This is a genomic window from Micromonospora sp. WMMD812 (genome assembly GCF_027497215.1).
In the GTDB taxonomy this organism is placed as follows: Bacteria; Actinomycetota; Actinomycetes; order Mycobacteriales; family Micromonosporaceae; genus Micromonospora.
In genome coordinates, this window is the sequence record NZ_CP114904.1 from 5846782 (window position 1) to 5870902 (window position 24121).

The window sequence follows — 24121 nt, forward strand, 5'->3', positions numbered from 1 at the left end:
CAACGGGCGGTAGTGCATCCGCCCGGGATTACGTATCCTGCCCAAGGCGCCCGTGCCGGTGCCCGGCGCCGGGTGCCGGGAGCCTTGCCCGGTGGGAGCGCTGCCCGGCCGTCGCCGGCGCCCCTCCTGCCACACGTCCGGGCGAGGTCTGATGAAAACGCGCGACTGGCCGATCCGCTCGAAGCTGACGGCGCTGGTCGTCGTGCCGGTGACGGCCCTGCTCGCGCTCTGGATCTTCGCCACCACGCTCACCTTCGGCCCCGCGCTCGACCTGCTCGCCGCGCGGACCTTCCTCTACGACCTCGGCCGCCCCGGCGAGGCGGTCGTCGCCGAGCTCCAACGGGAACGTCGGCTCACGGTGGTGCAGCTCGCCGGCACCGAGCCGCTGCCCGCACTGGCCGAACAGCGGCAGCGGACCGACCGGGCGATCGACGAGCTGCGCCGGCGGGTGGCCGGCGAGGAGCTGCGGGACGCCGCCGGCGAGGCGCTGGAGGCCAGCGTCGACCGGCTGGTCACCGGCTTGGACGCGCTGCCGGCCGGGCGGGACTTCATCGACCAGCGGAAGCTGGACCGCGCCGGCGCCCTGGGCCTCTACACCGGCGTGATCTCCTCGGCCTTCCAGGCGTTCTCCGGGATGGCCGCGCTACCCGAAGTGGACCTCAACCGGCAGGCCCGCGCACTGACCGACCTCGGGCGGTCCCGGGAGCTGCTCGGGCAGGCCGACGCCCTGCTCGCCGGTGCGCTGACCGCCGGCCGGTTCGCCGAGGGGGAGCACCTCCAGCTCGTGCAGATCATCGGCAACCAGCGGTTCCTCGCCGAGAACGCGGTGGCCGACCTGCCCGCCGCGGACCGGACGACCTACCAGCGGCTGACCGAGGGGGAGGCGTTCGCCCGGCTGCGGACCATGCAGGACAGCCTGGTCGTCGCCGACCGGTCGACACCCTCGGTCGACCCGGCCGCGTGGCAGACCAGCTACGACGCCGTCCAGCAGGAGCTGCGCGAGTTCGAGCTGGCGGCGGCCGACGGTCTGGCGGACCGTTCGGTGCCGACGGCGGTGCGCGTCCTGGTCCGGCTCGCCGCCGCCGGCGTGCTCGGGTTGGTCGCCGTCGTGGTGTCGGTGCTGGTGGCGGTGCGGGTCGGCCGTTCGCTCGCCCGGCGGCTCAGCGGCGTACGGAGCGCCGCCCTGGAGCTGGCCGAGAACCGGCTCCCGGACGTGGTGGCCCGGTTGCGCCGGGGCGAGCACGTCGACGTCGCCCGCGAGGCGCCCCCGCTGGAGTCCGGCGACGACGAGATCGGTCAGGTGGCGCGCGCGTTCACCGAGGTGCAGCGGACGGCGGTCCAGTCGGCGGTCGACGAGGTCACCCTGCGCCGGGGTCTCAACGAGGTGTTCCTCAACATCGCCCGGCGCAGTCAGGGCCTGGTGCACCGGCAGCTGGCACTGCTCGACCGGATGGAGCGGGGCGCCGAGGACCCGGACGAGCTGGCCGAGCTGTTCCAGGTGGACCACCTCGCCACCCGACTCCGCCGGCACGCCGAGGACCTGGTCATCCTGGCCGGCGCGGCGCCCGGCCGAGGATGGCGCAACCCGGTCGCCATGGTCGACCTTGTCCGCGGCGCGATCTCCGAGGTCGAGGCGTACGACCGGGTGGACATCACCGCCGTGCAGCCGGCGGGCCTGCTCGGGCGGGCGGTCGGCGACGTGATCCACCTGCTCGCCGAGCTGATCGAGAACGCGACCGCGTTCTCCCCGCCGGCCACCCGGGTCACCGTCGCCGGCCAGCGGGTCGCCAACGGCTACGCGCTGGAGATCACCGACCAGGGTCTGGGCATGTCGGACGCCGCGTTCGAGGACGCCAACCGTCGGCTGTCCCGGTCGCCCGAGTTCGACCCGGCCGAGAGCGCCCGGCTCGGCCTGTTCGTGGTGGCCCGACTGGCGGCCCGGCACGCCGTACGGGTGAGTCTGCGCCGGTCCGAGCCGGGCGGGGTGATCGCGGTGGTGCTCGTGCCCAGCGATCTGGTCACCGACGAACCGCCGCCGGCCGGTCTGGACCCGGCCGGCCGTGCCGCGGCGCGGCCGGACCGGCGGCTGGCGCGCGGGGCGCGGCGGAGCACGGTCCCCCGGCCACGCGCCGCGGCGAACCGCCGTGCGGCTACCGACCCGGCGGGCCCCGGCCGGTCGGCCGGCGCGCCGGTGTCCGGCGAGCCGGGGGGCAACGGCGCCGGGCCTCGGCCCACGCCGGCAGCGGACGAGGAGCCCCCGGCCGGCTCGGACATCGTCGGCGAGATCGACGGCCTGCCCCGCCGGGTCCGACGGCGCGCTCCGAGCGCCCGCCCCCGGCCGGCGGTCACCGACCAGCCCACCCCGCGCGCGCCGGAGGAGGTGCGCCGGGTGATGTCGGCGCTGCAGGCCGGCACCACCCGGGGGCGCCAGGCCGCCGGGGTGGCCCGCCCGGCGCCGTCCCCCGACGAACCGCCCCGGACGCCCGACGCCCCGGCGGCCGCGGAACCCCCGACCGAGACTGAGAGGGACGCCTAGTGCGGCAATCGACGAAGCAGAGCGCCGATCTCGACTGGCTGCTCGACGAGTTGGTGCAACGCGTACCGGCCGCCCGTGAGGCCGTGGTGCTGTCGGCGGACGGCCTGCTGATCGGCGCCTCCGCCGACCTCGACCGGGCCGACGCCGAGCACCTCTGCGCCCTGGCCGCCGGCTTCGCCAGCCTCGCCAGGGGGGCCAGCCGACACGTCGACGGCGGGCCGGTCCGGCAGACCGTGGTGGAGATGGAGTCCGCGTACCTCTTCGTCACGACCGCCGGTCAGGGCGCCTGCCTCGCCGTCGTGAGCGACGCGGACGCGGACATCGGTCTGGTCGCGTACGAGATGGCGATGCTGGTCATCCGGGTGGGTGAGAATCTGAGCGCCCCCGCCCGTCCGACAGCGGGGGCCGGCGATGCGGACTGAGCCGCCGGGGCCGCAGCACGAGTGGCTGGACGGCGAGGCCGGCCCGGTCGTCCGCCCCTACACCCTGACCGGCGGTCGGGTGCGCTCCGCGGTCGACGGCTTCGACCTGGTCGCGTACGTCCTGGCCGGGCCCGACGCCGCCGACCCGCAGCTGCCGCCGGAGCACCGGCGCCTGGTGGAGCTGGCCCACCAGCCGGTCCCCGTGGCGGAGTTGGCCGTCGAGCTGGACCTCGCCGTCGGCGTGGTCCGGGTTCTGCTCGGGGACCTGCTCGACCGCGGTCTGGTCGCGGTGCACGAGCCGCCCGCCGCGGCCCACCTACCCCACGACGAGATCCTCAAGGCGGTGGTCAGTGGACTCCGTGCGCTATGACCGAGCCGGGGCCGGGGCCGGGGCCGGGACCGGGGCCCGGGCCGGGGCCCGGGCCGGGGGCAACGGCACCCGGATCCCGCTGGCCCTGAAGATCCTCGTCGCCGGCGGGTTCGGGGCCGGCAAGACGACGCTGGTGAGCGCGTTGAGCGAGGTCCGGCCGTTGCAGACCGAGGAGATCCTGTCCGGCGCCGGCGTCGGCACGGACGACCTCTCCGGGGTGGAGGCCAAGTCGACCACGACGGTCGCGATGGACTTCGGCCGGATCACCATCAACGACGACCTCCAGCTCTACCTCTTCGGCACGCCGGGGCAGGACCGCTTCTGGTTCCTCTGGGACGAGCTGGCCTTCGGCGCGCTCGGAGCGGTGGTGCTCGCCGACACCCGGCGGCTGGCCGACTGCTTCCCCTCGATCGACTACTTCGAGCAGCGCGGGATCCCGTTCGTGGTGGGGGTGAACTGCTTCGAGAACTCCCGCCGGTTCGACCTGGACACCGTGCGCCAGGCCCTCGACCTCGACCCCGAGGTTCCGCTGGTGCTCTGCGACGCGCGGGACCGGCAGTCCGGCAAGCTCGTGCTGATCTCGCTGGTCGAGCATGTGGCCCGTCAGCGGGGCGAACCGGTGCCGGCGGCCTGAGAGGCGCGGAATTCGGCCGCACCGGGAGGGCTAACCGGGCGGGATCCCGGGAAGCCTCTGGTTGGATCTGACGGAGGAGCGGCGGAGGGCGGGATCGGTGAACGGTCGGGGCGAGGTCGTCCACATCGGGTGCTACACGGCGGACAGCGGCGGGCGCGGGACGGGCATCGTGGCCGCCCGGCGTGACCCGGCCTCCGGCGGGCTGACCCTGCTGGGCACGGTCGCGGAGACCGCCGCACCGTCCTTCCTCGCCCGGCACCCCACCCTGCCCGTGCTGTACGCGGTCAACGAGTTGCCCGCCGGTGCGGTCGGCGCGTGGCGGGTGGGCGTCGACGGCGACCTGACGCCGCTGGGCAGCCGCCCCACCGGCGGCGCCGAGCCGTGTCACCTGGCCGTTCTCCCGGACGGCGGTCACCTCGTGGCGGCCAACTACGGCGGGGGCAGCGTGACCGTCTTCCCGCTCGACCCGCGGGGCGTGCCGGGCGAGCGCAGCGACCTCGTCGTGCACGAGGGCCACGGGGCAGACCCGGAGCGCCAGGGCCAGGCGCACGCGCACATGGTCTCGCCGGACCCGGGCCGCGGCCCGTTGTTCGCCGTCGACCTGGGCACCGACTCGGTCTACCGGTACGACCTCGACGCGGCCTCCGGTCGGCTGGTGCCCCGGGCGCCGCGGGTGCGTACGCCGGCCGGCGCGGGGCCCCGGCACCTGGCCCGCCATCCGGACGGGCGGCGGTGCTACCTGGTCGGCGAGCTGGACGCGACGGTGACCGGCTACGAGCTGACGGCCGACGGGTCACTGCACCAGCGCAGCCGGGTGGACGCGAGCGGGCGCCCCGGCCACGTCCAGCCGTCGGAGATCGCGGTGCGGCCGGACGGGCTGTTCCTCTACGTGGCGAACCGGGGAGTCGGCACGATTGCCGTCTTCGACCTGCGAGGGGAGCAGCCGGAGCTGGTCTCCGAAGTGGACACCGGCGGGGAGTGGCCACGGCACTTCGCGTTGATCGGCGAGCACCTCTACGTCGCCGACGAGCGGGCCGACATGGTCCGTGTCTTCCGGGTCGACCCCGCGACCGCGGCGCCCGTCGCGGTCGGTGAACCTGTCCCGGTGCCGAGCCCGACCTGCGTCCTGGCCTGACTGCACCGCGCCGCGAGCCCGCGCGCCCCCGGCGACGGCGGCACGGGGACCGGCCACCCTGGGCCATGGGCCACCGGGGCCGCGCCACGGCCCGCCGGTCGGCTCGGATCATCGACCCATGTCACCACTCGGCGAGGCCAGGCCGCCACTCTCCGTCGACAATTGGCGATCAACTGTATCTCCTCCGTAACTTTCGTCCGTTCGGTTGTGGCAAGACGCCATTCGGATACGCAAGATGGTCTCCGTGTCAGCGGGCCGCCATCGCATGCATTCAAAACTCCGTGGAGTCGCCGCCGCCGCCTCGGCGACGGCGCTCGTCGTCGTTGCGGCGGGCACCTGGTTCGGTTACCGGGAGTTGATAAAACCCTCCTGCTCCGGGAAGATCGAACTCTCCGTGGCGGTCGCCTCCGAGCTCGCGCCCGCGGTGGACGCCGCCGCCGCGCAGTGGGTCGACGACGGTGCCGCCGTGGGCGGCACCTGCATCGCGGTCAATGTCTCCGCGTCCGACCCGATGGAGGTCGCCTCGGTGGTCGCCGCCAAGCACGGCGCGATCCTCGCCGGCGTCGGCCAGGCCAGCGGCACCGCGGTCACCCCGGACGTGTGGATCCCGGACTCCTCCACCTGGCTGCTGCGGCTGAAGAAGGACGCGACGGCGTTCGCCCCGACGAACGGCGCCTCGATCGCGCGCAGCCCGGTGGTCGTCGCGATGCCGGAGCCGATCGCGACGCGGATCGGCTGGCCGGACGCGAAGCTGACCTGGACCGACCTGCTGAAGCAGGTGAACGGCAGCAAGCCGTTGCGCACCGGCATCGTCGAGCCCACCCGGGACGCGGCCGGTCTCTCCGGTCTGATGTCGCTGACCACGGCGGCCAACGGGGCGGGTGGCGACGCCCAGCGGAACACGGTGGGCGCGCTGCGCGCGCTGGCGACCGGCCGTTCGGCGCTGCGCAACGACCTGCTGGCCCGGTTCCCGACCTCCGACGACCCGACGGCGATCGCGAGCGGTCTCGGGGCCGCGGCGCTCTCCGAAGAGGACGTCATCGCGTACAACAGCAAGAAGCCGCCGGTTCCGCTGGCCGCGCTCTACCTGGAGCCGGCGCCGGCGCCGCTGGACTACCCATACGCGGTGCTGCCTGGCATCGAGCCGGCCAAGGCCTCCGCGGCGCGGGTGCTGTACGAGGTGCTCACCACCGCGACCTTCCGCAACCGGCTCGCAGGCGTGTCGCTGCGCGCGCCGGACGGCAACTGGGGCGACGGCTTCAAGGCGCCGCAGGGCGCACCGAGCCCGGCGGGCGGGCCGTCGACCGCGCCGGCCAACGGCGGCACGGCGGCCGGCGGGCTGGACCCGGTCGCGATCGACCGCGTCGTCTCCAGTTGGTCCATCGCCACCCAGACGGGCCGCATGCTCGCCGTCATCGACGTGTCCGGCTCGATGAAGGACGAGGTGCCGACCGCCAACAACCGCACCCGCGAGGAGGTCACGGTCGAGGCCGCCATGCGCGGTCTCAGCCTCTTCGACGACTCGTGGCAGATCGGCCTCTGGACCTTCTCCACCAACCTGGTCGGCAGCCGGGACTACAAGGAACTCGTGCCGATCGGCCCGCTCTCCAGTCAGCGCGGCAGGCTCGAGGGCGCGTTGAGCACCGTGAAGCCGTCGAGCGGCAACACCGGCCTCTACGACACCATGCTCGCCGCCTACAAGACGGTGCAGGCGGACTGGCAGCCGGGCCGGGTGAACTCGATCGTGCTCTTCACCGACGGCAAGAACGAGGACGACAACGGCATCACCCAGGCGAAGCTGCTCTCCGAGCTGAAGCGCCTCGCCGACCCGGAGCGCCCGGTGCAGGTCATCATCATCGGTATCGGTGACGGCGTCAGCAAGGCCGAGCTGGACTCGATCGTCAAGGAGACCGGCGGCGGCAGCTTCGTCACCAAGAACCCGACGGAGATCGGCGCGATCTTCCTCAAGGCCATCGCGCTGCGGCCGCCAGCACCGCGCTGACTGCCCGGACAGTCGACAAGGGCCCGTCGTGCGGCTGAAGCCGTACGGCGGGCCCTTTTTCGTGGTGTTGGCGACCGGTAAAAGTGACGGCAATACGTCGGAAGCAATCGGCAGCGATAGTTGTCGGGGCAGGATGTCGACGTGTTCCGGCGTCGTCGGTCCGCACCCCGGCCGATCGTCGACCATGGTCGTGCCGCGCGAAGTGGGAGGTGCCGGTGACCTCAGCGACGCTGTTGACCCCTGCCAGGACGGCGTCGGGCACGGACGCCGACGCGTCCGGCGCCCTCGACCGGGCCGACGAGCGGGCCTACATCCGGGTCCTGGTGGTGCTGGACACCGCCGTCCTGACCGTCGCGCTGCTGGTGGGTTACCTGGCCCGCTTCGGCGACGGGGAACCGAGCAGCTGGCAGATCTCGTACGTGCTGGTGGCCCCCGCGCTGATGCTCGCCTGGCTGGTCTCGCTCAAGGCGCTCGGCTGCTACGACGACCGGGTGATCGGCTACGGCGCGGACGAGTACCGCCGGGTCGGCACGGCGAGCCTGCGGTTGGCCGGTGGGGTCGCCATCCTCGGCTACGTCGCCGACCTGAACGTCTCCCGGGGCTTCCTGGCCATCTCCTTCGCCGTGGGCCTCGTCGGCCTCGAGGCGGCGCGGTTCGCCGCCCGCAAGCGGCTGCACCGGGCCCGGTCGAACGGCGACGGCTGGTCCCGCAGGGTGCTGGTGGTCGGCGACACCGCGCACGTGCTGGAACTGGTGCTCACCCTGCGCCGGGAGCCGTACGCCGGCTACCACGTGGTCGGGGCGTGCATCCCGGACGCGTTGCTGGCACCCGTCGCGCAGCGGTTGGGGGACGTGCCGGTGGTCGGGTCGCTGCGGGGCATCCCGGAGGCGGCCGCCGCGATCGGGGCGGACACCATCGCCGTCACTGCCTCCGGGGAGCTGACGGCCACCCGGCTGCGCCGGCTCGGCTGGCAGCTGGAGGGGACCGGGATCGACCTCGTGGTCGCGCCGGCGCTGACCGACGTCGCCGGTCCGCGGATCCACACCCGACCGGTCGCCGGCCTACCGTTGATCCACGTGGAGGCGCCCGAGTTCCGGGGCGCCCGCAAGCTGGTCAAGGGCCTCGTCGACCGGGCCACCGCCACGATCGCGCTGACCGTGCTGCTGCCGCTGCTGGCGATCATCGCGGTGGCCATCCGGCTGGACAGCCGGGGGCCGGTCTTCTTCCGGCAGACTCGGGTCGGCCAGGGCGGCAGCGAGTTCGGCGTCTGGAAGTTCCGCACGATGGTGGTCAACGCGGACGAGCTCCTCGCCGAGTTGGTCGCCCGGAACGAGACCGACGGCCTGATGTTCAAGATGCGCGACGACCCGCGGGTCACCCGGGTCGGGCGGCTGCTGCGCAAGTGGTCGCTGGACGAGCTGCCGCAGCTGGCCAACGTCCTGCTCGGGCAGATGAGCCTGGTCGGTCCCCGCCCGCCGCTCCCGTCCGAGGTGGCCCGCTACGACGGGGACGTGGCCCGGCGGCTGCTGGTCAAGCCCGGCATGACCGGGCTCTGGCAGGTCAGCGGCCGGTCCGACCTCAGCTGGGAGGACGGCATCCGGCTCGACCTCTACTACGTCGAGAACTGGTCGCTCGCGGCCGACCTCACCATCCTGTGGAAGACCTTCGGCGCGGTGGTCAACAGCCGCGGCGCCTACTGAGCCCGGCTGCCGGGCGGGGTCGGGTCACTCCTGTGGGCCGGTCCAGTCCAGGCAGACCACCACGGCGTCGTCCACCAGGTCACCGGCCACGAACGCGCGCAGGTCGCCGAGGAGCGACCGGACGGCGTCCAGGGCGTCCATCGACCCGGTCCGGCGCAGGAACCGGTCCAGTGCCGTCCCGCCGTACGGGACGTCGTGCGCGGTCGCGTCGACGACCCCGTCGCTGACCACGAAGAGCCGGTCGCCGCGCTGCAGCTGGAACCGCTGCTCGTGGTAGTCGGTCGCCTCGAACATGCCGAGCGGGAACTGGGCCTCCAGTGCCTGATCGGTCACCTCTCCGTCGCGCAGCCGGATCAGCCGGGGCGAGCCGGCGTCCACCACGGTCATCACCCCGCTCGCCAGGTCGAGCTCCATCAGCAGGCTGGAGAGGTGCTGGCTGCCCCGGTGCACGTCGTAGATCGCCTGGTCGGCGAGCGCGGCCTGGTCGGCCAGGGAGAGCCCGGCCCGGCGGGCGTTGCGCAGGGCGCTGGTGGCCAGCGCGGTGAGCATCGACGCGGCGACGCCCTCGCCCATCCCGTTGACGGTCGACAACCAGAGCCGCTGCCCGTCGTCGGACCAGTCGAAGCTGTCGCCGCGCACCGCGTACGCCGGCTCCAACTGCCCGGCCAGGCGGAACGCGGGCCGGGTGCGGCTCCGGCCCGGCAGCAGCTCCCACTGCATCTCGGCGGCGAGGGTCAGCCGCTGGCTGCGCCGCGCGGAGCGGTAGACGTCGGTCCCGGCGGAGACCGCGGAGAGCTCGTGGGCGAGGGCGGTGGCGATCTCCGCCAGCTCGCCGAGCACGCCCTGGTCGTCCGGCGCCGGGGCCACCCGCAGCACGCCGCGCCGCTCGCCGCGCATGGTCACCGGAAGGTACGCGGTCCCGGCGCTGGACACCGGCTCCTGGTGGTCGAAGCAGCGCCAGGCCGGGTGGCCCGGGCCGGTGATCCCCTCACCCTCCTGCAGCGGCAGCAGCACGGCGAGCCGGTAGTCGACCTGGAGCAGCTCGGTGTCGGTGATCCCGTACGACCGGGCGAGGACGTCGGCGATCCGCTCGACCAGCAGATCGGCGGGTGCCCCGTTCAGGCTGCGTCGTGCCCGGTTGACCGGTTCGCTCATGGCCCGCTCCTTGATCGCCAGCTCAACCACACCGTCTTCGGAGTACTCTCGGGCCACCATGGCCGAACTGCACGGTCCCTCGGACCCCGAGACGAGTATGGCCGCCGCACTGGATGCGGCGGCGGGTGCCCTGCTGACCGTGTGGGAGGCGGCGCGGGAGCGGACGACCAGCCGGGTCTCCGGCGCCCAGCTGCGCGCCGTCATGGTCGTCGAGCAGCACGACGGCATCAACCTCCGCCGGCTGGCCAGCCGCCTCGACATGTTGCTCAGCTCGGCGAGCCGGCTCTGCGACCGGCTGGTGGCCGCGGGCATGCTGGAACGCGAGCCGGGCCGGCTCGACCGCCGCGAGATCTCGCTGCACCTCACCCCGGAGGCGCGCCGGCTCCTCGTCGAGCTGCGGGACGACCGGCGCGAGCAGCTCGCCCGGATCCTCGGCGGCATGACGTCGCAGGGCCGGGAGGCACTGCTCAGCGGAATGCGCGAGTTCGACGAGACGGCCCGCCGGCAGGAGGCCGTCGCCGCCCCGGTGGAACCGGTGCCGGTCCGGCCGGACGGCCTCGACGGCGAGAGCCACCCGCTCCCGGCCCCCCGGGACTGGCCGGCGGGCGAGCCGCCGGTGGCCCGTACCGCCTGATCAGGCGGGCTCGCCCGGGCTCACGGCGAGCATGGCCAGGTCGTCGTGGCCCCGCCCGGCGGGCCACTCGTCCACGACGCGGAGCAGGCGGTCGACGAGCGCGGCCGCGGGCAGACCGGCCGACGCGGCCAGCGCGGCGCGCAGGCGAGCCTCGCCGCTCGGCTCGCCGGGACCGGTGCCGTCGCCCCCGCCGGTCACCCCGTCGGTGTAGGTCAGCAGTAGCTCACCCGGGTCGAGCCGGACCTCCGCCTCGACGAATCGGGCGGCGCTCAGCGCGCCGACCGGCATCCCGCCGACCCGGACCGGCGTGACGGTCCCGTCGGCCCGCAGCACCAGCGGTGCCGGGTGCCCGCCACCGGCGATCCGGATGTGCAGGCCACCGTCGGCGAGCGGCTCCCCGGTGCCGAGCAGCAGACTGGTGAACTGACTGCGCCGGGCGGCGTCAGGCGCGTCGAGCAGCGCCCGGTTGAGCAGCCCCAGCAACGCCAGCGGGCGCTGCTCGACCAGGCGCAGGGTCTGCAGCGACTGGCGTACCCGGCCGGTGAGCACGGCGGCCCCGACGCCCCGGCCGCTGACGTCACCGATGGCGAACAGCGCGCCCCGCGCGGTCGGGAAGAGGTCGTAGAAGTCGCCACCGATGCGCAGGCGGTCACCGGCGGCGCGGTACCCGCCCGCGACGGCGAGCCGCGGGACGTTCGGCAGGTCCGGCGGGAGCAGGCTGCTCTCGAGGACCCGGGCGAGGTGCGCCTGCGCGCCGTAGAGCTCGGCGGTGGCCAGCGCGGCACCGGCCCGCGCGGCGAACTCGCGAGCCAGCTCGGCGTCGCGCCCGTCGAAGCCCGCCCGGTCGGTCCGGCGGACCAGGAGCAGGGCGCCGGCCGTGCCCGCGGCCGCGGGCATCGGGTTGACCAGCACCGTGCCGGGTGCGCCGAACCCGGGCGGCAGCAGCGGGGCCAGCCGGGCGAGGTCGGCGCCCGACCACCGGTCGGGTCCGACCGGCCGTTCACCGGCCAGCGCCTCGGCGAGCCTGGGAAGCGTGGTGGTCAGCTCGGCCGGGGCCACCCCGCTGACCGGGGCCGGTTCGACGTCGGTGTGCCGGTGCCAGTGTGGGCTCGGATCGGCCGGTGGCGCCGGGTGGTGCAGCACGACGGCGGCGTCGGCGAGGTAGGGCACGGCCAGGGTGACGGTGGCCAGGAGCGCCTGCTCGCGGTGCAGTGACAACCCGAGTCGACTGCCGGAATGGGCGAGGAAGGCGGTGCGGGAACGCTCGGTCAGCAGGGCGTCGTCGCGGGCGTGCTCCTCGGTGACGTCCCGGACGTACCAGGCGTGCCGGCCGCCCGCCAGCGCGCGGCGGGCTCCGCGCAGCCACCGGCCGCGATGCTCGCTCTCGAAGCCGTCCGCGCCGTCGCGGACCGCTCGGGCCAGCGCGGGCACCGGGCAGCCTGCCAACGCGTCGCCGGGCGTGACGTCCGGTAGCAGCTCTGTCGCCGCCGCGTTGACCAGCGCGACCAAGCCGGCGGCGTCGGTGATGACGACGGCCTCGGCCAGCCCGTCGAGCAGCTCGCGGGCGAGGCCCGGGTCGGCCGGCAGGGCGGAGCGGGAGGCGCCGGCGGGCCGCCGGACCGGCGGGCGCGGCCTACCGGTGCCGCCGACCGGGTCGGCCGTGCCGTCGCGACGGGTCACGCTCACCGCCGGTCGCCGGGCGCCCCGGTCTCTCGACCTGTCCGCATGCTGGTCCCGCACCCCTCGCTGAGAATCGTTGCCTGCCGGCCAGGGTACCGAGGGCGGTGCAGGCGGAGCGGGTGGTGCGGCGCGGGCGAGTCAGGCGGCGCGGGCGAGCCAGCCGGCGGGCCGCGCGATGATCCGGCGGACCACCGAACCGGCGGCGCCCACCGCGGCGGCGTCCGCGCCGAGCACCGCCGGCCGCACGGTGACCGGCGACCAGGCCGCGGTCAGCACCCGGCGGCCGATCTCGGCGAGCACCGGCGGCCGCAGCCACGGGGTGAGCGGGGCGTAGCCGCCGCCGAGCACGACGGTGTCCAGGTCGAGAAGGTTCACCACGCCCGCGACCGCCACGCCGAGCGCGGTGCCCGCGTCGTGCAGCGCGCGGAGCGCGTCCGCCGTGCCGGCCTCGGCCAGCTCGGCCAGCCGGGCCGCGGCGGTGTCGGCCGGCAGGTCGGCCCCGGCCAGGCCGGCGGCGGCGAGGATCGCCTCCTGGCCGGCGTACTGCTCCAGGCAGCCCCGGCCACCGCACCGGCAGGGACGCCCCTCGGGAGAGACCGGGATGTGCCCGATCTCGCCGCTCCAGCCCCGTGCGCCACGGAACAGCGAGCCGTCCAGAACGATCCCCGCGCCGATGCCGACCTCGCCGGAGATGTGCAGGAAGCTGGCCGGGCCGGTGGGACCGGCGTGCAGCTCACCGAGCGCGGCGAGGTTGGCCTCGTTGTCGACCACCAGCGGCGGCACGCCGTCGACCCGCTCGGTGAGCGGTGGGTGCCCGGCGAGCAGCGCCCGCACGGGCACGTCCCGCCAACCGAGGTTCGGCGCCAGTCGTACCAGGCCCGCGTCGTCGACCAGGCCGGGCACGGCGAGCGCCGCACCGGCCAGGGTGAGACCGCGCGCCGCGGCGTCGGCCCGGGCCCGCCCGGCCAGCTCGACCAGCCGGGCAAGCGTGTCGGCGGGGGCGACCGGCCGCAGGTCGGCACGGTGCACGGTGTGGTGCCGGACCCGGCCGGCGAGGTCCACCACGCACGCGGCGAGATAGTCGACGTTGACCTCCAGGCCGAGCCCGGCCGGGCCGTCGCCGGCCAGCACCAGGCCCCGGGCCGGCCGGCCGGCTCCGGCGCGCGGTGCCGGCTCGGCCTCGGTGACCAGCCGACCGGTGATCAGGTCCTCGACGACCGCGGAGACGGTGGCCCGGGTGAGGCCGGTCTCGGCGGCCAGGTCGGCCCGCGACGGTGGACGGTCGGCGACGGCGATCCGGCCGAGCACCACGGCGAGGTTCAGCTCGCGCAGGCTGCCCTGGCGGACGGCGCCGGCTGCGGCGGAGGCAGGGCTGGCGGCGGTAGGGCTCACCCCTTGACAGTGCCACAGGTCACGCAAATAATTCAATCGCTGAACAAATAGTGGACCGCACCCCGGAGGCTGCCATGGCACCCCGTCCCACCCCTGCCGACAAGTTCTCCTTCGGGCTCTGGACCGTGGGCTGGCAGGCGCGCGACCCGTTCGGCGACGCCACCCGCCCCGAGCTGGACCCGGTCGAGGCGGTGCACCGGCTCGCCGAGCTCGGCGCGTACGGCATCACCTTCCACGACGACGACCTGATCCCGTTCGGCGTCGACGCCGCCACCCGCGACCAGCACATCGCCCGCTTCCGCAAGGCCCTCGACGAGACCGGCCTGGTCGTGCCGATGGTCACCACCAACCTCTTCACCCACCCGGTCTTCAAGGACGGCGGCTTCACCAGCAACGACCGCGAGGTCCGGCGCTACGCCCTGCGCAAGGTGCTGCGCAACGTCGACCTGGCCGCCGAGCTGGGCGCCAAGACCTTCGTGATGTGGGGCGGCCGGGAAGGCTCCGAGTACGACGTTGCCAAGGACGTCGGTGCCGCGCTGGAGCGTTACCGCGAGGCCGTCGACCTGCTCACCCAGTACGTCATCGACCGCGGCTACGACCTGCGCTTCGCCCTGGAGCCCAAGCCGAACGAGCCGCGCGGCGACATCCTGCTGCCCACCGTCGGGCACGCGCTGGCCTTCATCTCGACCCTGGCGCACCCCGAGCTGGTCGGCCTCAACCCGGAGGTCGGGCACGAGCAGATGGCCGGTCTGAACTACGCCCACGGCATCGCCCAGGCGCTCTGGCAGGGCAAGCTGTTCCACCTCGACCTCAACGGGCAGCGCGGCATCAAGTACGACCAGGACCTGGTCTTCGGCCACGGCGACCTGATGAACGCGTTCGCGCTGGTCGACCTGCTGGAGAACGGCGGTCCCGGGGGCGGGCCCGCGTACGACGGCCCCCGGCACTTCGACTACAAGCCGTCCCGCACCGAGGACATCGCCGGGGTGTGGGCGTCGGCCGAGGCGAACATGGCCACCTACCTGCTGCTCAAGGAGCGTGCCGCGGCGTTCCGGGCCGACCCCGAGGTGGCCGAGGCGCTGGCCGCCAGCAAGGTGGCCGAGCTGGCCACGCCGACGCTGTGCGACGGGGAGGGCTACGCCGACCTGCTGAGCGACCGGTCCGCCTTCGAGGAGTTCGACGTGGACGCGGCCGCCGCGCGCGGCTTCGGCTTCGTCCGGCTCAACCAGCTCGCCGTCGAGCACCTGCTCGGCGCGCGCTGAGGCGGTCGTCATGCCGCTCGTCGCGGGGGTGGACTCGTCCACCCAGTCCAGCAAGGTGGTGATCCGGGACGCGGAGACCGGCGCCCTGGTCCGACAGGGCCGGGCGCCGCACCCGGACGGCACCGAGGTCGACCCGGCCGCCTGGTGGACGGCGCTGCGGGCGGCGGTCGACGCCGCCGGGGGCCTGTCCGACGTGGCGGCGGTCTCGATCGGTGGCCAGCAGCACGGCATGGTCGCGCTGGACGAGACCGGCCGGGTGGTCCGGCCCGCCCTGCTGTGGAACGACACCCGCTCGGCCGACGCCGCCGCCGACCTGATCGCCGAGGCCGGCGGCGGGGAGGGCGGGCGGCGGTTCTGGGCCGACGCCGTCGGCAGCGTTCCGGTGGCCAGCTTCACGATCACCAAGCTGCGCTGGCTGGCCCAGCACGAGCCGGAGCACGCCGCCCGGGTGGCCGCGGTCTGCCTGCCGCACGACTGGCTCACCTGGCGGTTGACCGGCGCGAGCGACCTGGCCGCGTTGCGCACCGACCGCGGTGACGCCAGCGGCACCGGCTACTGGTCCCCGGCCACCGGGGAGTACCGGCCCGACCTGCTGGAGCGGGCCTTCGGCCGGCGCCCCGCGGTGCCGATCGCGCTCGGCCCGGCCGACCCGGCGGGTGAGTTGCACCCGGGCGCCCTGGGCGCCGACGGGGTGCCGGGCGGATCCCCCGGCGGCGGCGCGCTGCTCGGCCCGGGCACCGGCGACAACGCCGCGGCGGCGCTCGGGGTGGGCGCCGGCCCGGGGGACGTGGTGATCTCGATCGGCACCTCCGGCACGGTGTTCAGCGTCGCCGAGGCCCCGTCCGCCGACGCCACCGGGATCGTGGCCGGCTTCGCCGACGCCACCGGCCGGTTCCTGCCCCTGGTCTGCACGCTCAACGCGGCGCGGGTGCTCGACGCCGCCGCGTCGATGCTCCGGGTCGGCCTGGACGAGTTGGCCGACCTGGCCCTCTCCGCGCCGGCCGGCGCGGACGGGCTGGTGATGGTCCCCTACCTGGAGGGGGAGCGGACCCCGAACCGGCCGACGGCCACCGGTGCCGTGCACGGGCTGACCCTGCGCACCGCCACGTCGGCGCACCTCGCCCGCGCGGCCGTCGAGGGCATGCTCTGCGCCCTCGCCGACGGCCTGGACGCCATCGTGGCGCAGGGCGTGACCCCGCGCCGGGTGATCCTGGTGGGCGGCGGCGCCCGGTCGGCCGCGGTGCGCCGCATCGCGCCGCAGGTCTTCGGCTGCCCCGTGGTGGTGCCCCCGCCCGGCGAGTACGTCGCCGACGGCGCGGCCCGCCAGGCCGCCTGGGTCGCCCTGGGCGGCGACGCGCCGCCCGCGTGGCGTCTCGACGGCACCGAGGAGTACGCCGCCGAGCCCGTCCCCGCGGTCCGGGAGCGGTACGCCGCCGCCCGGGACCACATCATCGAGCGCTGACCGCGCCGCGGGGCGGGCAACACGTCCGTCCTGCGGCAGGCGGCACGTCTGTCCCGCGCGGGGCCGCGCCCGTGCCGAGGCGAGCCGGGCCCGGCCCACGCTGGGACCCCGGCCGGCCGGCGACGGTAATGGGCTGTACGCGGATCGTGCCCATTGGCGATGATCTCCGCGTGCCTTCCTCTCCCCGTCCGCCGGCCGCTCCGGCTGGCGTCACCCCGCTGCCGGTCATGCAGTACGACGACGTCGACAGCCCCTGTGACGTGGTCGACGCCCTCCTGCTCGACGAGTTCGTGAGCGGCCGGCATCCCTGGGCCCGGACCGTACGGCTGGCCAAGCTCCGGTCCGGGACGGAGTTGCTGCCGCAACGGGCCCGACTCATCCGCACCGCCATCGAGCGCAACAAGGTCGCGCGGCTCGCCGCTGGCGACGGCTGGACCGTGCGGGTGGTGAGCTGGCGAGGGCGGGGCGCGGAGGTGACCGTCACCGCGGTCGACGCCGAGACCGGGGCGGGCGTGCTGGACGAGATCGTCAAGAGCGGCGCCGAGCCGGTGGGGGCCGGAGCCGTCCCGATCGGCTTTTGGCATCACCACCCGCGTCGCGGCGCCCAGCGCGACAGCCGCCGGATAGAGGCGCCGGCCTGGGCGGCCATCCGCCCCAACTATCCGGCCGACGCCGCAGCGGCGCTGACCGACCTGATGCGGCTGTCGCCCGACGGCGTGTCGGGCCGGTTGCTGCTCCTGCACGGACCGCCCGGCACCGGCAAGACCACCGCGTTGCGGGCGCTGGCCCAGGAGTGGCGGGCGTGGTGCCAGGTCGACTGCGTCCTCGATCCCGAGGAGATGTTCGCGGACCCGGCGTACCTGTCCGAGGTCGCGGTCGGTGAATCGGAGGACGAGGACGACGGCCCGGAGCGGCGGTGGCGGCTGCTGATCCTGGAGGACTGCGACGAGTTGATCCGGGCCGAGGCCCGGCAGACGGCCGGGCAGGCGTTGTCCCGACTGCTCAACCTCACCGACGGGCTGCTCGGCCAGGGACGCAACGTGCTGGTCGCGATCACCACCAACGAGGATCTGTCGCGGCTCCACCCCGCTGTGGTCAGGCCCGGCCGGTGCCTGGCCCGGATCCCGGTCGGGCCGCTGTCGTACGCCGAGGCGACGACCTGGCTCGGCGGCGCGGGCGGCGTGCCGGCCGGCGGCGCCACCCTCGCCGAGCTGTACGCGCGTCGTGCCGGCGCGCCCGTCGTGACGGACTCCTCGGCGACCATCGGCGGTTACCTCTGAGCCGGCCGCCCCGACGGCGCGCCGTCACCCGCTCGTGACCTTGGACTGCTTGGCTGCCACGCATGACCTTGACCCGGGGCGGGATGGCGCGGGCCTGGGGCGGGACGGCGTGGCACCGCGGCTACAGCGTGGTGGTGTTCGTGCTGCTCGCCTCGCTGGACAACGTGACCATCGGTCTGGTGCCGCCGCTGTACGGCTCGATCGCCGACGCGTTCGACGTGTCGCAGCGGCTGCTCGGGCTGGTCACCGCGGTGAGCTTCCTGGTCAGCGCGGTGGCCGCGGTCGGCTGGGCGTACGTCGGCGACCGGACCCACCGCAAGCCGCTGCTCATGGTCGGCACGCTGATCTGGGCGGCCGGCACCGGCGGCAGCGCGATCGCCGGCAACTACGCGACCTTCCTGGTGGCGCAACTGGTCGCGGCGGTCGGCCTGGGCGCGGTCGGCTCGGTCGGCTTCTCCGTGGTCACCGACCTGATCTCGCCCCGCCGCCGCGGCTTGGTGATGAGCTTCTGGGGGCTCTCCCAGGGGGTGGGCACGCTGGCCGGCACGCTGGTCGGCGGCCTGCTCGGCAGCACCGACTGGCGTCGGCCGTTCCTGGTGCTGACCGTCGCCGGCCTGGCCGCCACGGCGGCGTACCTGTTCACGTACGACATCCGGCGGGGGCAGAGCGAGCCGGAGCTGGCCGGCGCGCTCGCCGCCGGCGCCGACTACGATTACCGGATCAGCCGGGCCGACCTGCCGCGGATCCTGGGCCGGCGGACCAACCGGTGGCTCGTCCTCCAGGGGCTGACCGCGCAGGCCGCCTTCGGGTCGCTGGTCTGGCTGCCGGTGCTCTTCCAGGAGCGGGCCGAGGCCCAGGGCTACTCGGAGCCGACTGCGGTGGCGGTGGGCGCGGTCTTCGCCACCCTGTTCCAGCTCGGAGGGGTGTTCTCCATCGTCGGCGGGCTGGTCGGTGACGCGGTGCAGCGGCGTACGCCGCGAGGGCGCGCCCTCGTCGCGTCGGTCGGCATCCTCGCCGCGCTGCCGTTCTACCTGGTGCTCTTCTTCGTGCCGATCCGGATCGACGTGCCGGACGGCGCCGGCACAGGCGCGGTGGTGGGGGCCGTCCTGGCCAGCGTGGTCACCGAGCCGTCGGTCGGGCTCAGCCTGCTCACCGCGCTGCTCGCGCTGGCCCTCACCTCGGCGAACTCGCCGAACTGGTTCGCGCTGATCGCCGACGTCAACCCGCCCGAGCACCGGGGGACCGTGTACAGCCTGGGCAACCTGGTCAACGGGGTGGGCCGCGCGGCCGGCAACTATCTGGTCGGCGCGGCCTTCCAGGGCCTGCGCACGGCCTTCCCGCCGCCGCTGAACTTCGCCGTGGGGTTGGCCGCGTTCCAGCTCTTCTTCGTGCCCACCGGCGTCATGTACTGGCTCGCCTCGCGCACCTCGCCGAAGGACATCGACGACGTGCGCGACCTCCTGCACGCCCGCGCCGGGCGCCTGGCGGAGTGACGAGGGAGGAGCCCCGGCGGCCGGGGCCCCTCCCGCATCCGCGGTTCGTCGCCGGCCGGCTCAGCCGCGGAACCAGACGGTGACGTCGGTGGGAACCGCGCCGTCCTCGGTCAGCGGGCCGCTGGCGTGCAGCGGCTCGGCGCCGGGCGGCAGCGCCACGGGCTCGTCGCCGAAGTTGGTCAGCACGGTCAGCCCGCCGTTGTCGAAGGTGAGCACCGTGTCGCCGGACTCGCGCCAGCGCAGCGTGCCCCGGCCCAGCCCGTGCTCGCGGCGCAGCCGCAGCGCGGTCCGGTACATCTCGTAGGTCGACCCGGGCACGTCCCGCTGCCGGTCCAGGGCGTACTCGGCCCAGAGCGCCGGCTGCGGCAGCCAGCTCGCGTCGGTCGGCCCGAAGCCGTACGACGGGGCATCGGCCTCCCACGGGATCGGCACCCGGCACCCGTCCCGGCCGCGCTGGGTGTGCCCGCTGCGCTTCCAGGTCGGGTCCTGACGGGCCTCGTCGGGCATCGTGGTGTGCTCCGGCAGGCCCAGCTCCTCACCCTGGTAGAGGTAGGCCGAGCCGGGCAGCGCGAGCATCAGCAGGGTGGCCGCCCGGGCCCGGCGCAGGCCGAGCGCGGCGTCCGGCTGCGGGTCGCCGATGCCGATGCCGTTCGGGCGGGGCGTGCCGACCGGCAGGCCGAGCCGGGAGGCGTGCCGGACCACGTCGTGGTTGGACAGCACCCAGGTGGTGGGAGCGCCGACCGCGTCGGTCGCCTCCAGGGAGCGGGTGATCACGGCGTACTGGGCGGGCGCGGTCCACGAGGCGAGCAGGTACTCGAAGTTGAACGCCTGATGCATCTCGTCGGGCCGTACGTAGCGGGCCAGCCGCTCGGCCGGCTCCACCCACGCCTCGGCGACCAGGACCCGCTCGTCGGGGTAGCTGTCGAGCACCCGGCGCCAGTCGCGGTAGACCTCGTGCACGCCGTCCTGGTCCCACATCGGGGGCCGCGGCTTCTCGACCTCGTTGCCGGAGAGGATCTCCTGCGGCTCCTGCCAGTCGGCCAGGTCGGCCTGCTTGATCAGGCCGTGCGCCACGTCGACCCGGAAGCCGTCCACCCCGCGGTCCAGCCAGAACCGCAGGATGTCCAGGAACTCCGTGCGGATCTCGGGGTTGTCCCAGTTCAGGTCGGGCTGGCCGGTGTCGAACAGGTGCAGGTACCACTGGCCCGGCCGCCCGTCCGGGTCGACGACGCGGGTCCACGCCGGACCGCCGAACACACTCTGCCAGTCGTTCGGCGGCTGCTCGCCGTCCGGTCCGCGGCCGTCCCGGAAGACGTACCGGGACCGCTCGGGGCTGCCGGGGGCGGCCGCCAGCGCCTCGCTGAACCACCGGTGGGCCGACGAGGTGTGGTTGGGCACCAGGTCGACGATCACCCGCAGGCCGCGCGCGCGGGCCTCGTTGATCAGCTTGTCCGCGTCCGGCAGACGACCGAAGAGCGGGTCAACGTCCCGGTAGTCGGCCACGTCGTAGCCCGCGTCGGCCTGCGGTGACGGGTAGAACGGCGAGAGCCAGACCGCGTCCACGCCCAGCTCGACGAGGTGGTCGAGGCGGGCGGTGATGCCCGGCAGGTCGCCGATCCCGTCCCCGTCGGAGTCGGCGAACGACCGCGGGTAGATCTGGTAGATGACCGCCTCGGTCCACCAGCCGGTGATCGGGTCGCCGGACGGACTCTGCTGCGTCTGGTTGGTGTTCAGGGCCTTCTCCTGTGTGTCGTGCGGTGGCTCGGTGGCGTCCCGGCGGCGCTGGCGGGCGGTCGGTGTTCAGTGTGCCCGGGGTGGTGCGGTCGACTCGCGGACGACCAGCCGAGTGGGCAGGATCACCGGCGGACTCGACGTGTCCGGGCCGGCGGCCGGCTCGAGAGGCCGGCCGGCGACGGGATCGAGCGCCCGGCCGCCGAGCGGGTCGAGCAGGATCCGGGCGGCCAGTCGACCCTGCTCCGCCGCCGGTTGGGCGATCGTGCTCAGGCCGAGCACGCCGGCGAGGTCGTGGTCGTCGATGCCGATCACGCTGACGTCCTGCGGTACGCGCAGCCCGGCGTCGCGCAGCGCGGTGATCGCGCCCATCGCCATCTCGTCGCAGGCCGCGACGATCGCCGTCGGCGGCTCGCCCCGGGCCAGCAGCTCCGTGGTGGCCCGGTTGCCGCCGTCGATGGTGAACTGCGACTCCACGTCCAGGCTCGGGTCCGGCCGGATCCCGGCCGCCCGCAGCTCCGCCTGGTAGCCGCGCCGCCGGTCCAGGTGGGTGGTGTAGGCCAGCTCGTCGTCGGGGTCGCCGGAGATGTGCGCGATCCGCCGGTGACCGAGGTCGAGCAGGTGCCGGGTGGCGGTCCGTGCGGCGGCCACGTCGTCGATCCGGACGCAGGGCCAGCCCGGCACGCCGGTGCCCGAGCTGATCGTCACGCCGGGGAGGTCCAGCGCGGCGAGGGCGGTCAGGTCGGCGGCGCGCAGCGGGGTGGCCACCAGGATGATGGCGTCCACCCGCTTGTGCAGGTTCGCGGTCCGCAGCACCCGCTGCCGGATCTGCTCCCGCCCGCCGAGGTTGTGCAGCAGCAGGTCGTAGCCGGACTGGTGGAGGAAGTCCTCGACCGCCTCGACGACCGTGCTGAAGAACCACCGGGTGATCCGTGGGACCACCACGGCGACGGTGCCGGTGCGGCCGCCGGCCAGCCGCGACGCACTGGGCGAGACGGCGTACTCCAGTTGCTGGGCGGCGGCCAGCACCCGGTGCCGGGTCGCGGGCGAGACCGTCGGAAGCCCGCGCAGTGCCCGGGAGACGGTGGCGGTGGAGACCCCGGCCAGCCGGGCGACATCATCAATCCTCGTCACGGTTTCCCCCGCTCCGGGTCCGCGCCCGCCGCCGCCCGGAGCCGGGCGGCGGCGAAGGCGCGGTCAGCCCTTGACGCTGCCGGCGAGCAGGCCTCGCACGAAGTAGCGCTGGAGGGACAGGAACACGATCAGCGGTACGACGATCGACACGAACGCGCCGGCGGTGAGTCGCTGCCACTCGTTGCCCCGGGTGCCGGCCATCTCGGCCAGCCGGACAGTGAGCGGGGCGGTCTCGTTGCCGCCTCCGGCGAAGATCAGCGCGACCAGCAGGTCGTTCCAGACCCAGAGGAACTGGAAGATGCCGAACGCGGCCAGCGCCGGGGTGATCAGCGGCAGCACGATGGTGCGGAAGATCTTCGGGTGGCTCGCCCCGTCGACCCGGGCCGCCTCCATCAGGTCTCCGGGCAGTTGCGAGATGAAGTTGTGCAGCAGGAAGACGGCGAACGGAAGCGCGAAGCAGGTGTGCGCGAACCACACCTGGGCGAACTTCTGTTCGTCGACCAGGTCCCAGGCCGGCATCAGGGTGACGCCGGCGACGGTGACGCCGGTGGAGAAGAACTTCAGCAGCGGCACCAGGGCCATCTGGAGGGGCACGATCTGCAGCGCGAAGATCGCGATGTAGACCCAGTCCCGACCCCGGAAGTTGATCCACGCCAGCGCGTACGCGGCCAGGGCCGCGAAGGCGAGCGGGAAGAGCACCGACGGGATGGTGATCGCCAGCGAGTTGATGAAGTAGCTGGCGAGCTGCCCGGACGACGCCGACCGCCCGAACAGGACCTCCTGGTAGTTCTCCAGGGTGAACTGCGGGTTGGTGAAGGCGGTCCACCAGCCGGTGGTCTTGATCTCGTCCTCCGGCCGGAGCGAGGAGATGAAGAGACCGAAGGTCGGGATGGTCCAGACCACCGCGATGACGATCGAGACGAGGGTCGCGGTGCGGCTGTTCAGCCGCCTGCGGACCCGCCCGGCGGTGGTCTTCGGTTCGTCGGTCTGCTGGGTGCCGGCGGCAATCGTGGGCGTGGCGGTGGTCATCTCAGCCCTCCCGCTGCTGACGGAGGTTGCGGATCTGGTAGATCACGACCGGGATGACCAGGATGAAGAGGAAGACCGCGAGCGCGGAGCCCTGCCCGTTCTGGCCGTACCGGAACGCCTGGTTGTACATCTCGTTGGCGATCACGCTGGTGTCGTAGTTGCCGTTGGTCGCGGTCCGGACGATGTCGAAGACCTTGAGCGTGGCGATCGAGAGCGTCACCACCACCACGATCAGCGCCGGTCGGATGCTCGGCAGGGTGATCTGCCGGAACATCTGCCACGCCGTCACCCCGTCGAGTCGGGCGGCCTCCACGATGTCCGCGGGGATCGCCTTGATGGCGGCGGAGAGCACCACCATGGCGAAACCGGCCTGGATCCAGACCATGATGACGATCAGCAGCAGCGTGTTCAGCGGTGATTCCAGCAGCCACTGCTTGGGCTCGCCGCCGAGGCTGACCACGATCTGGTTGAGCAGGCCGATCTGGTCGCCCTCGCCCCGGTAGGCGTAGACGAACTTCCAGATGATGCTGGCGCCGACGAACGAGATCGCCATCGGCAGGAAGATGAGGGACTTGGCGACCGCCTCGAACCGGGCCTTGTCCACCAGCACCGCGTAGATCAGGCCGAACGAGGTCGCCACGAGCGGGACCAGGAGCACCCAGACGAGGGTGTTGATCAGCACCCGGACGATCGAGTCGTCGGAGAACATCCAGCTGTAGTTGCGCAGCCCCACCCAGTTGTTGCTGCCCGCGTCCATGAAGGAGAGCAGCGTGGTGCGGATGGCCGGGACCACCAGCCCGATGGTGAGCAGCAGCATCGTCGGCAGCAGGAAGAAGAGCGCGAAGGCCCCCTCCCGTTGCTTCGGACGCCGGGGGAGCGGGGTGCCGCTGGTGGACGCGGCGACGAGCTGCGCCTCCCGACGGCGGGCGAACCAGGCCGGCACCACGTCGAGGAGCAGGAGCAGGCCGCCCACCACCGCGACGAAAGCGATCAGCCCGTACATCAGCATGAGGAACTTCGGCTGTTCCTCCGCGAAGTCGAACTCCATCGACCCTCCCAGGTCCGGATCC

The 24121-nt window shown here is 74.2% G+C and carries 19 protein-coding genes; 12 read left to right on the forward strand and 7 right to left on the reverse strand.

Going from position 1 to position 24121, the window contains the following annotated elements; genetic code table 11:
* Positions 1 to 151: 151 nt before the first annotated feature.
* From O7603_RS27050 to O7603_RS27080, 7 genes are all read left to right on the forward strand, one after another.
* Entirely contained in the window at positions 152 to 2536 is a 2385-nt protein-coding gene (locus tag O7603_RS27050) for a nitrate- and nitrite sensing domain-containing protein (RefSeq protein WP_281572557.1), read from the forward strand.
* A complete protein-coding gene (locus O7603_RS27055) occupies positions 2536 to 2958 on the forward strand; it encodes a roadblock/LC7 domain-containing protein (protein ID WP_281572558.1) in 423 nt (140 codons plus the stop codon). The genes O7603_RS27050 and O7603_RS27055 overlap by 1 nt, the downstream gene beginning before the upstream one ends.
* Positions 2948 to 3328 (forward strand): DUF742 domain-containing protein, encoded by a 381-nt coding sequence (locus O7603_RS27060; protein ID WP_281572559.1) that lies wholly within the window; start codon positions 2948 to 2950, stop codon positions 3326 to 3328. The genes O7603_RS27055 and O7603_RS27060 overlap by 11 nt, the downstream gene beginning before the upstream one ends.
* A gap of 73 nt (positions 3329 to 3401) precedes the next feature.
* Positions 3402 to 3962, forward strand: coding sequence for an ATP/GTP-binding protein (locus O7603_RS27065; protein ID WP_281576825.1), 561 nt, complete (start codon positions 3402 to 3404; stop codon positions 3960 to 3962).
* Between the two features lie 97 nt (positions 3963 to 4059).
* Positions 4060 to 5097, forward strand: coding sequence for a lactonase family protein (locus O7603_RS27070; protein WP_281572560.1), 1038 nt, complete (start codon positions 4060 to 4062; stop codon positions 5095 to 5097).
* A gap of 244 nt (positions 5098 to 5341) precedes the next feature.
* A complete protein-coding gene (locus O7603_RS27075; RefSeq protein ID WP_281576826.1) occupies positions 5342 to 7099 on the forward strand; it encodes a substrate-binding domain-containing protein in 1758 nt (585 codons plus the stop codon).
* Positions 7100 to 7329: 230 nt separating this feature from the next.
* A complete protein-coding gene (locus O7603_RS27080; RefSeq protein ID WP_281576827.1) occupies positions 7330 to 8799 on the forward strand; it encodes a sugar transferase in 1470 nt (489 codons plus the stop codon).
* Between the two features lie 24 nt (positions 8800 to 8823).
* On the opposite strand, the gene O7603_RS27085 is transcribed toward O7603_RS27080, so the two are convergent.
* Complete coding sequence (locus tag O7603_RS27085) at positions 8824 to 9954, reverse strand: PP2C family protein-serine/threonine phosphatase (protein WP_281572561.1); 1131 nt, start codon at positions 9952 to 9954, stop codon at positions 8824 to 8826.
* Positions 9955 to 10012: 58 nt separating this feature from the next.
* On the opposite strand from O7603_RS27085, the gene O7603_RS27090 reads away from it, so the two are divergent.
* Positions 10013 to 10588: a MarR family transcriptional regulator gene (locus tag O7603_RS27090; protein ID WP_281572562.1), complete on the forward strand. Its 576-nt coding sequence runs from the start codon at positions 10013 to 10015 to the stop codon at positions 10586 to 10588.
* Here the strand turns inward: O7603_RS27090 and O7603_RS27095 are convergent, their stop codons facing one another.
* Entirely contained in the window at positions 10589 to 12274 is a 1686-nt protein-coding gene (locus O7603_RS27095) for a SpoIIE family protein phosphatase (protein ID WP_281572563.1), read from the reverse strand. It abuts the gene before it with no gap.
* A 132-nt stretch (positions 12275 to 12406) separates the two neighbouring features.
* The gene (locus tag O7603_RS27100; RefSeq protein WP_281572564.1) at positions 12407 to 13660 is read right to left on the reverse strand and encodes an ROK family protein; all 1254 of its coding nucleotides are present in this window, start codon (positions 13658 to 13660) and stop codon (positions 12407 to 12409) included.
* 74 nt (positions 13661 to 13734) lie between these two features.
* On the opposite strand from O7603_RS27100, the gene xylA reads away from it, so the two are divergent.
* The 4 genes from xylA (at position 13735) to O7603_RS27120 (ending at position 19157) form a co-directional block, all read left to right on the forward strand.
* Positions 13735 to 14922, forward strand: coding sequence for a xylose isomerase (xylA, locus tag O7603_RS27105; RefSeq protein WP_281572565.1), 1188 nt, complete (start codon positions 13735 to 13737; stop codon positions 14920 to 14922).
* Between the two features lie 10 nt (positions 14923 to 14932).
* Positions 14933 to 16384: a xylulokinase gene (xylB, locus tag O7603_RS27110; RefSeq protein ID WP_281572566.1), complete on the forward strand. Its 1452-nt coding sequence runs from the start codon at positions 14933 to 14935 to the stop codon at positions 16382 to 16384.
* A 170-nt stretch (positions 16385 to 16554) separates the two neighbouring features.
* Entirely contained in the window at positions 16555 to 17664 is a 1110-nt protein-coding gene (locus O7603_RS27115; RefSeq protein WP_281572567.1) for a DUF5925 domain-containing protein, read from the forward strand.
* A gap of 62 nt (positions 17665 to 17726) precedes the next feature.
* Positions 17727 to 19157, forward strand: a complete 1431-nt coding sequence (locus O7603_RS27120; RefSeq protein WP_281572568.1) for an MFS transporter — start codon at positions 17727 to 17729, stop codon at positions 19155 to 19157.
* 60 nt (positions 19158 to 19217) lie between these two features.
* Here O7603_RS27120 and O7603_RS27125 read toward each other — a convergent pair whose 3' ends face one another.
* The 4 genes from O7603_RS27125 to O7603_RS27140 form a co-directional block, all read right to left on the reverse strand.
* A complete protein-coding gene (locus O7603_RS27125) occupies positions 19218 to 20891 on the reverse strand; it encodes a glycoside hydrolase family 13 protein (RefSeq protein WP_281576828.1) in 1674 nt (557 codons plus the stop codon).
* 66 nt (positions 20892 to 20957) lie between these two features.
* Positions 20958 to 22022, reverse strand: coding sequence for a LacI family DNA-binding transcriptional regulator (locus tag O7603_RS27130; RefSeq protein WP_281572569.1), 1065 nt, complete (start codon positions 22020 to 22022; stop codon positions 20958 to 20960).
* A 63-nt stretch (positions 22023 to 22085) separates the two neighbouring features.
* Entirely contained in the window at positions 22086 to 23051 is a 966-nt protein-coding gene (locus O7603_RS27135; RefSeq protein ID WP_281572570.1) for a carbohydrate ABC transporter permease, read from the reverse strand.
* 1 nt (position 23052) lies between these two features.
* Positions 23053 to 24099 carry a sugar ABC transporter permease gene (locus O7603_RS27140; protein ID WP_281572571.1) on the reverse strand — a complete coding sequence of 349 codons (1047 nt, stop codon included), beginning with the start codon at positions 24097 to 24099 and terminating at the stop codon, positions 23053 to 23055.
* Positions 24100 to 24121 lie beyond the last annotated feature (22 nt).

Excerpts from the sequence above, each read along its gene's own strand:
- xylA (WP_281572565.1), top strand. The coding sequence starts at position 13,735 with ATGGCACCCCGTCCCACCCCTGCCGACAAGTTCTCCTTCGGGCTCTGG.
- xylB (WP_281572566.1), top strand. The coding sequence starts at position 14,933 with ATGCCGCTCGTCGCGGGGGTGGACTCGTCCACCCAGTCCAGCAAGGTG.
- O7603_RS27090 (WP_281572562.1), top strand. The coding sequence starts at position 10,013 with ATGGCCGAACTGCACGGTCCCTCGGACCCCGAGACGAGTATGGCCGCC.
- O7603_RS27140 (WP_281572571.1), bottom strand. The coding sequence starts at position 24,099 with ATGGAGTTCGACTTCGCGGAGGAACAGCCGAAGTTCCTCATGCTGATG.
- O7603_RS27060 (WP_281572559.1), top strand. The coding sequence starts at position 2,948 with ATGCGGACTGAGCCGCCGGGGCCGCAGCACGAGTGGCTGGACGGCGAG.
- O7603_RS27050 (WP_281572557.1), top strand. The coding sequence starts at position 152 with ATGAAAACGCGCGACTGGCCGATCCGCTCGAAGCTGACGGCGCTGGTC.
- O7603_RS27085 (WP_281572561.1), bottom strand. The coding sequence starts at position 9,954 with ATGAGCGAACCGGTCAACCGGGCACGACGCAGCCTGAACGGGGCACCC.
- O7603_RS27135 (WP_281572570.1), bottom strand. The coding sequence starts at position 23,051 with ATGACCACCGCCACGCCCACGATTGCCGCCGGCACCCAGCAGACCGAC.
- O7603_RS27120 (WP_281572568.1), top strand. The coding sequence starts at position 17,727 with ATGACCTTGACCCGGGGCGGGATGGCGCGGGCCTGGGGCGGGACGGCG.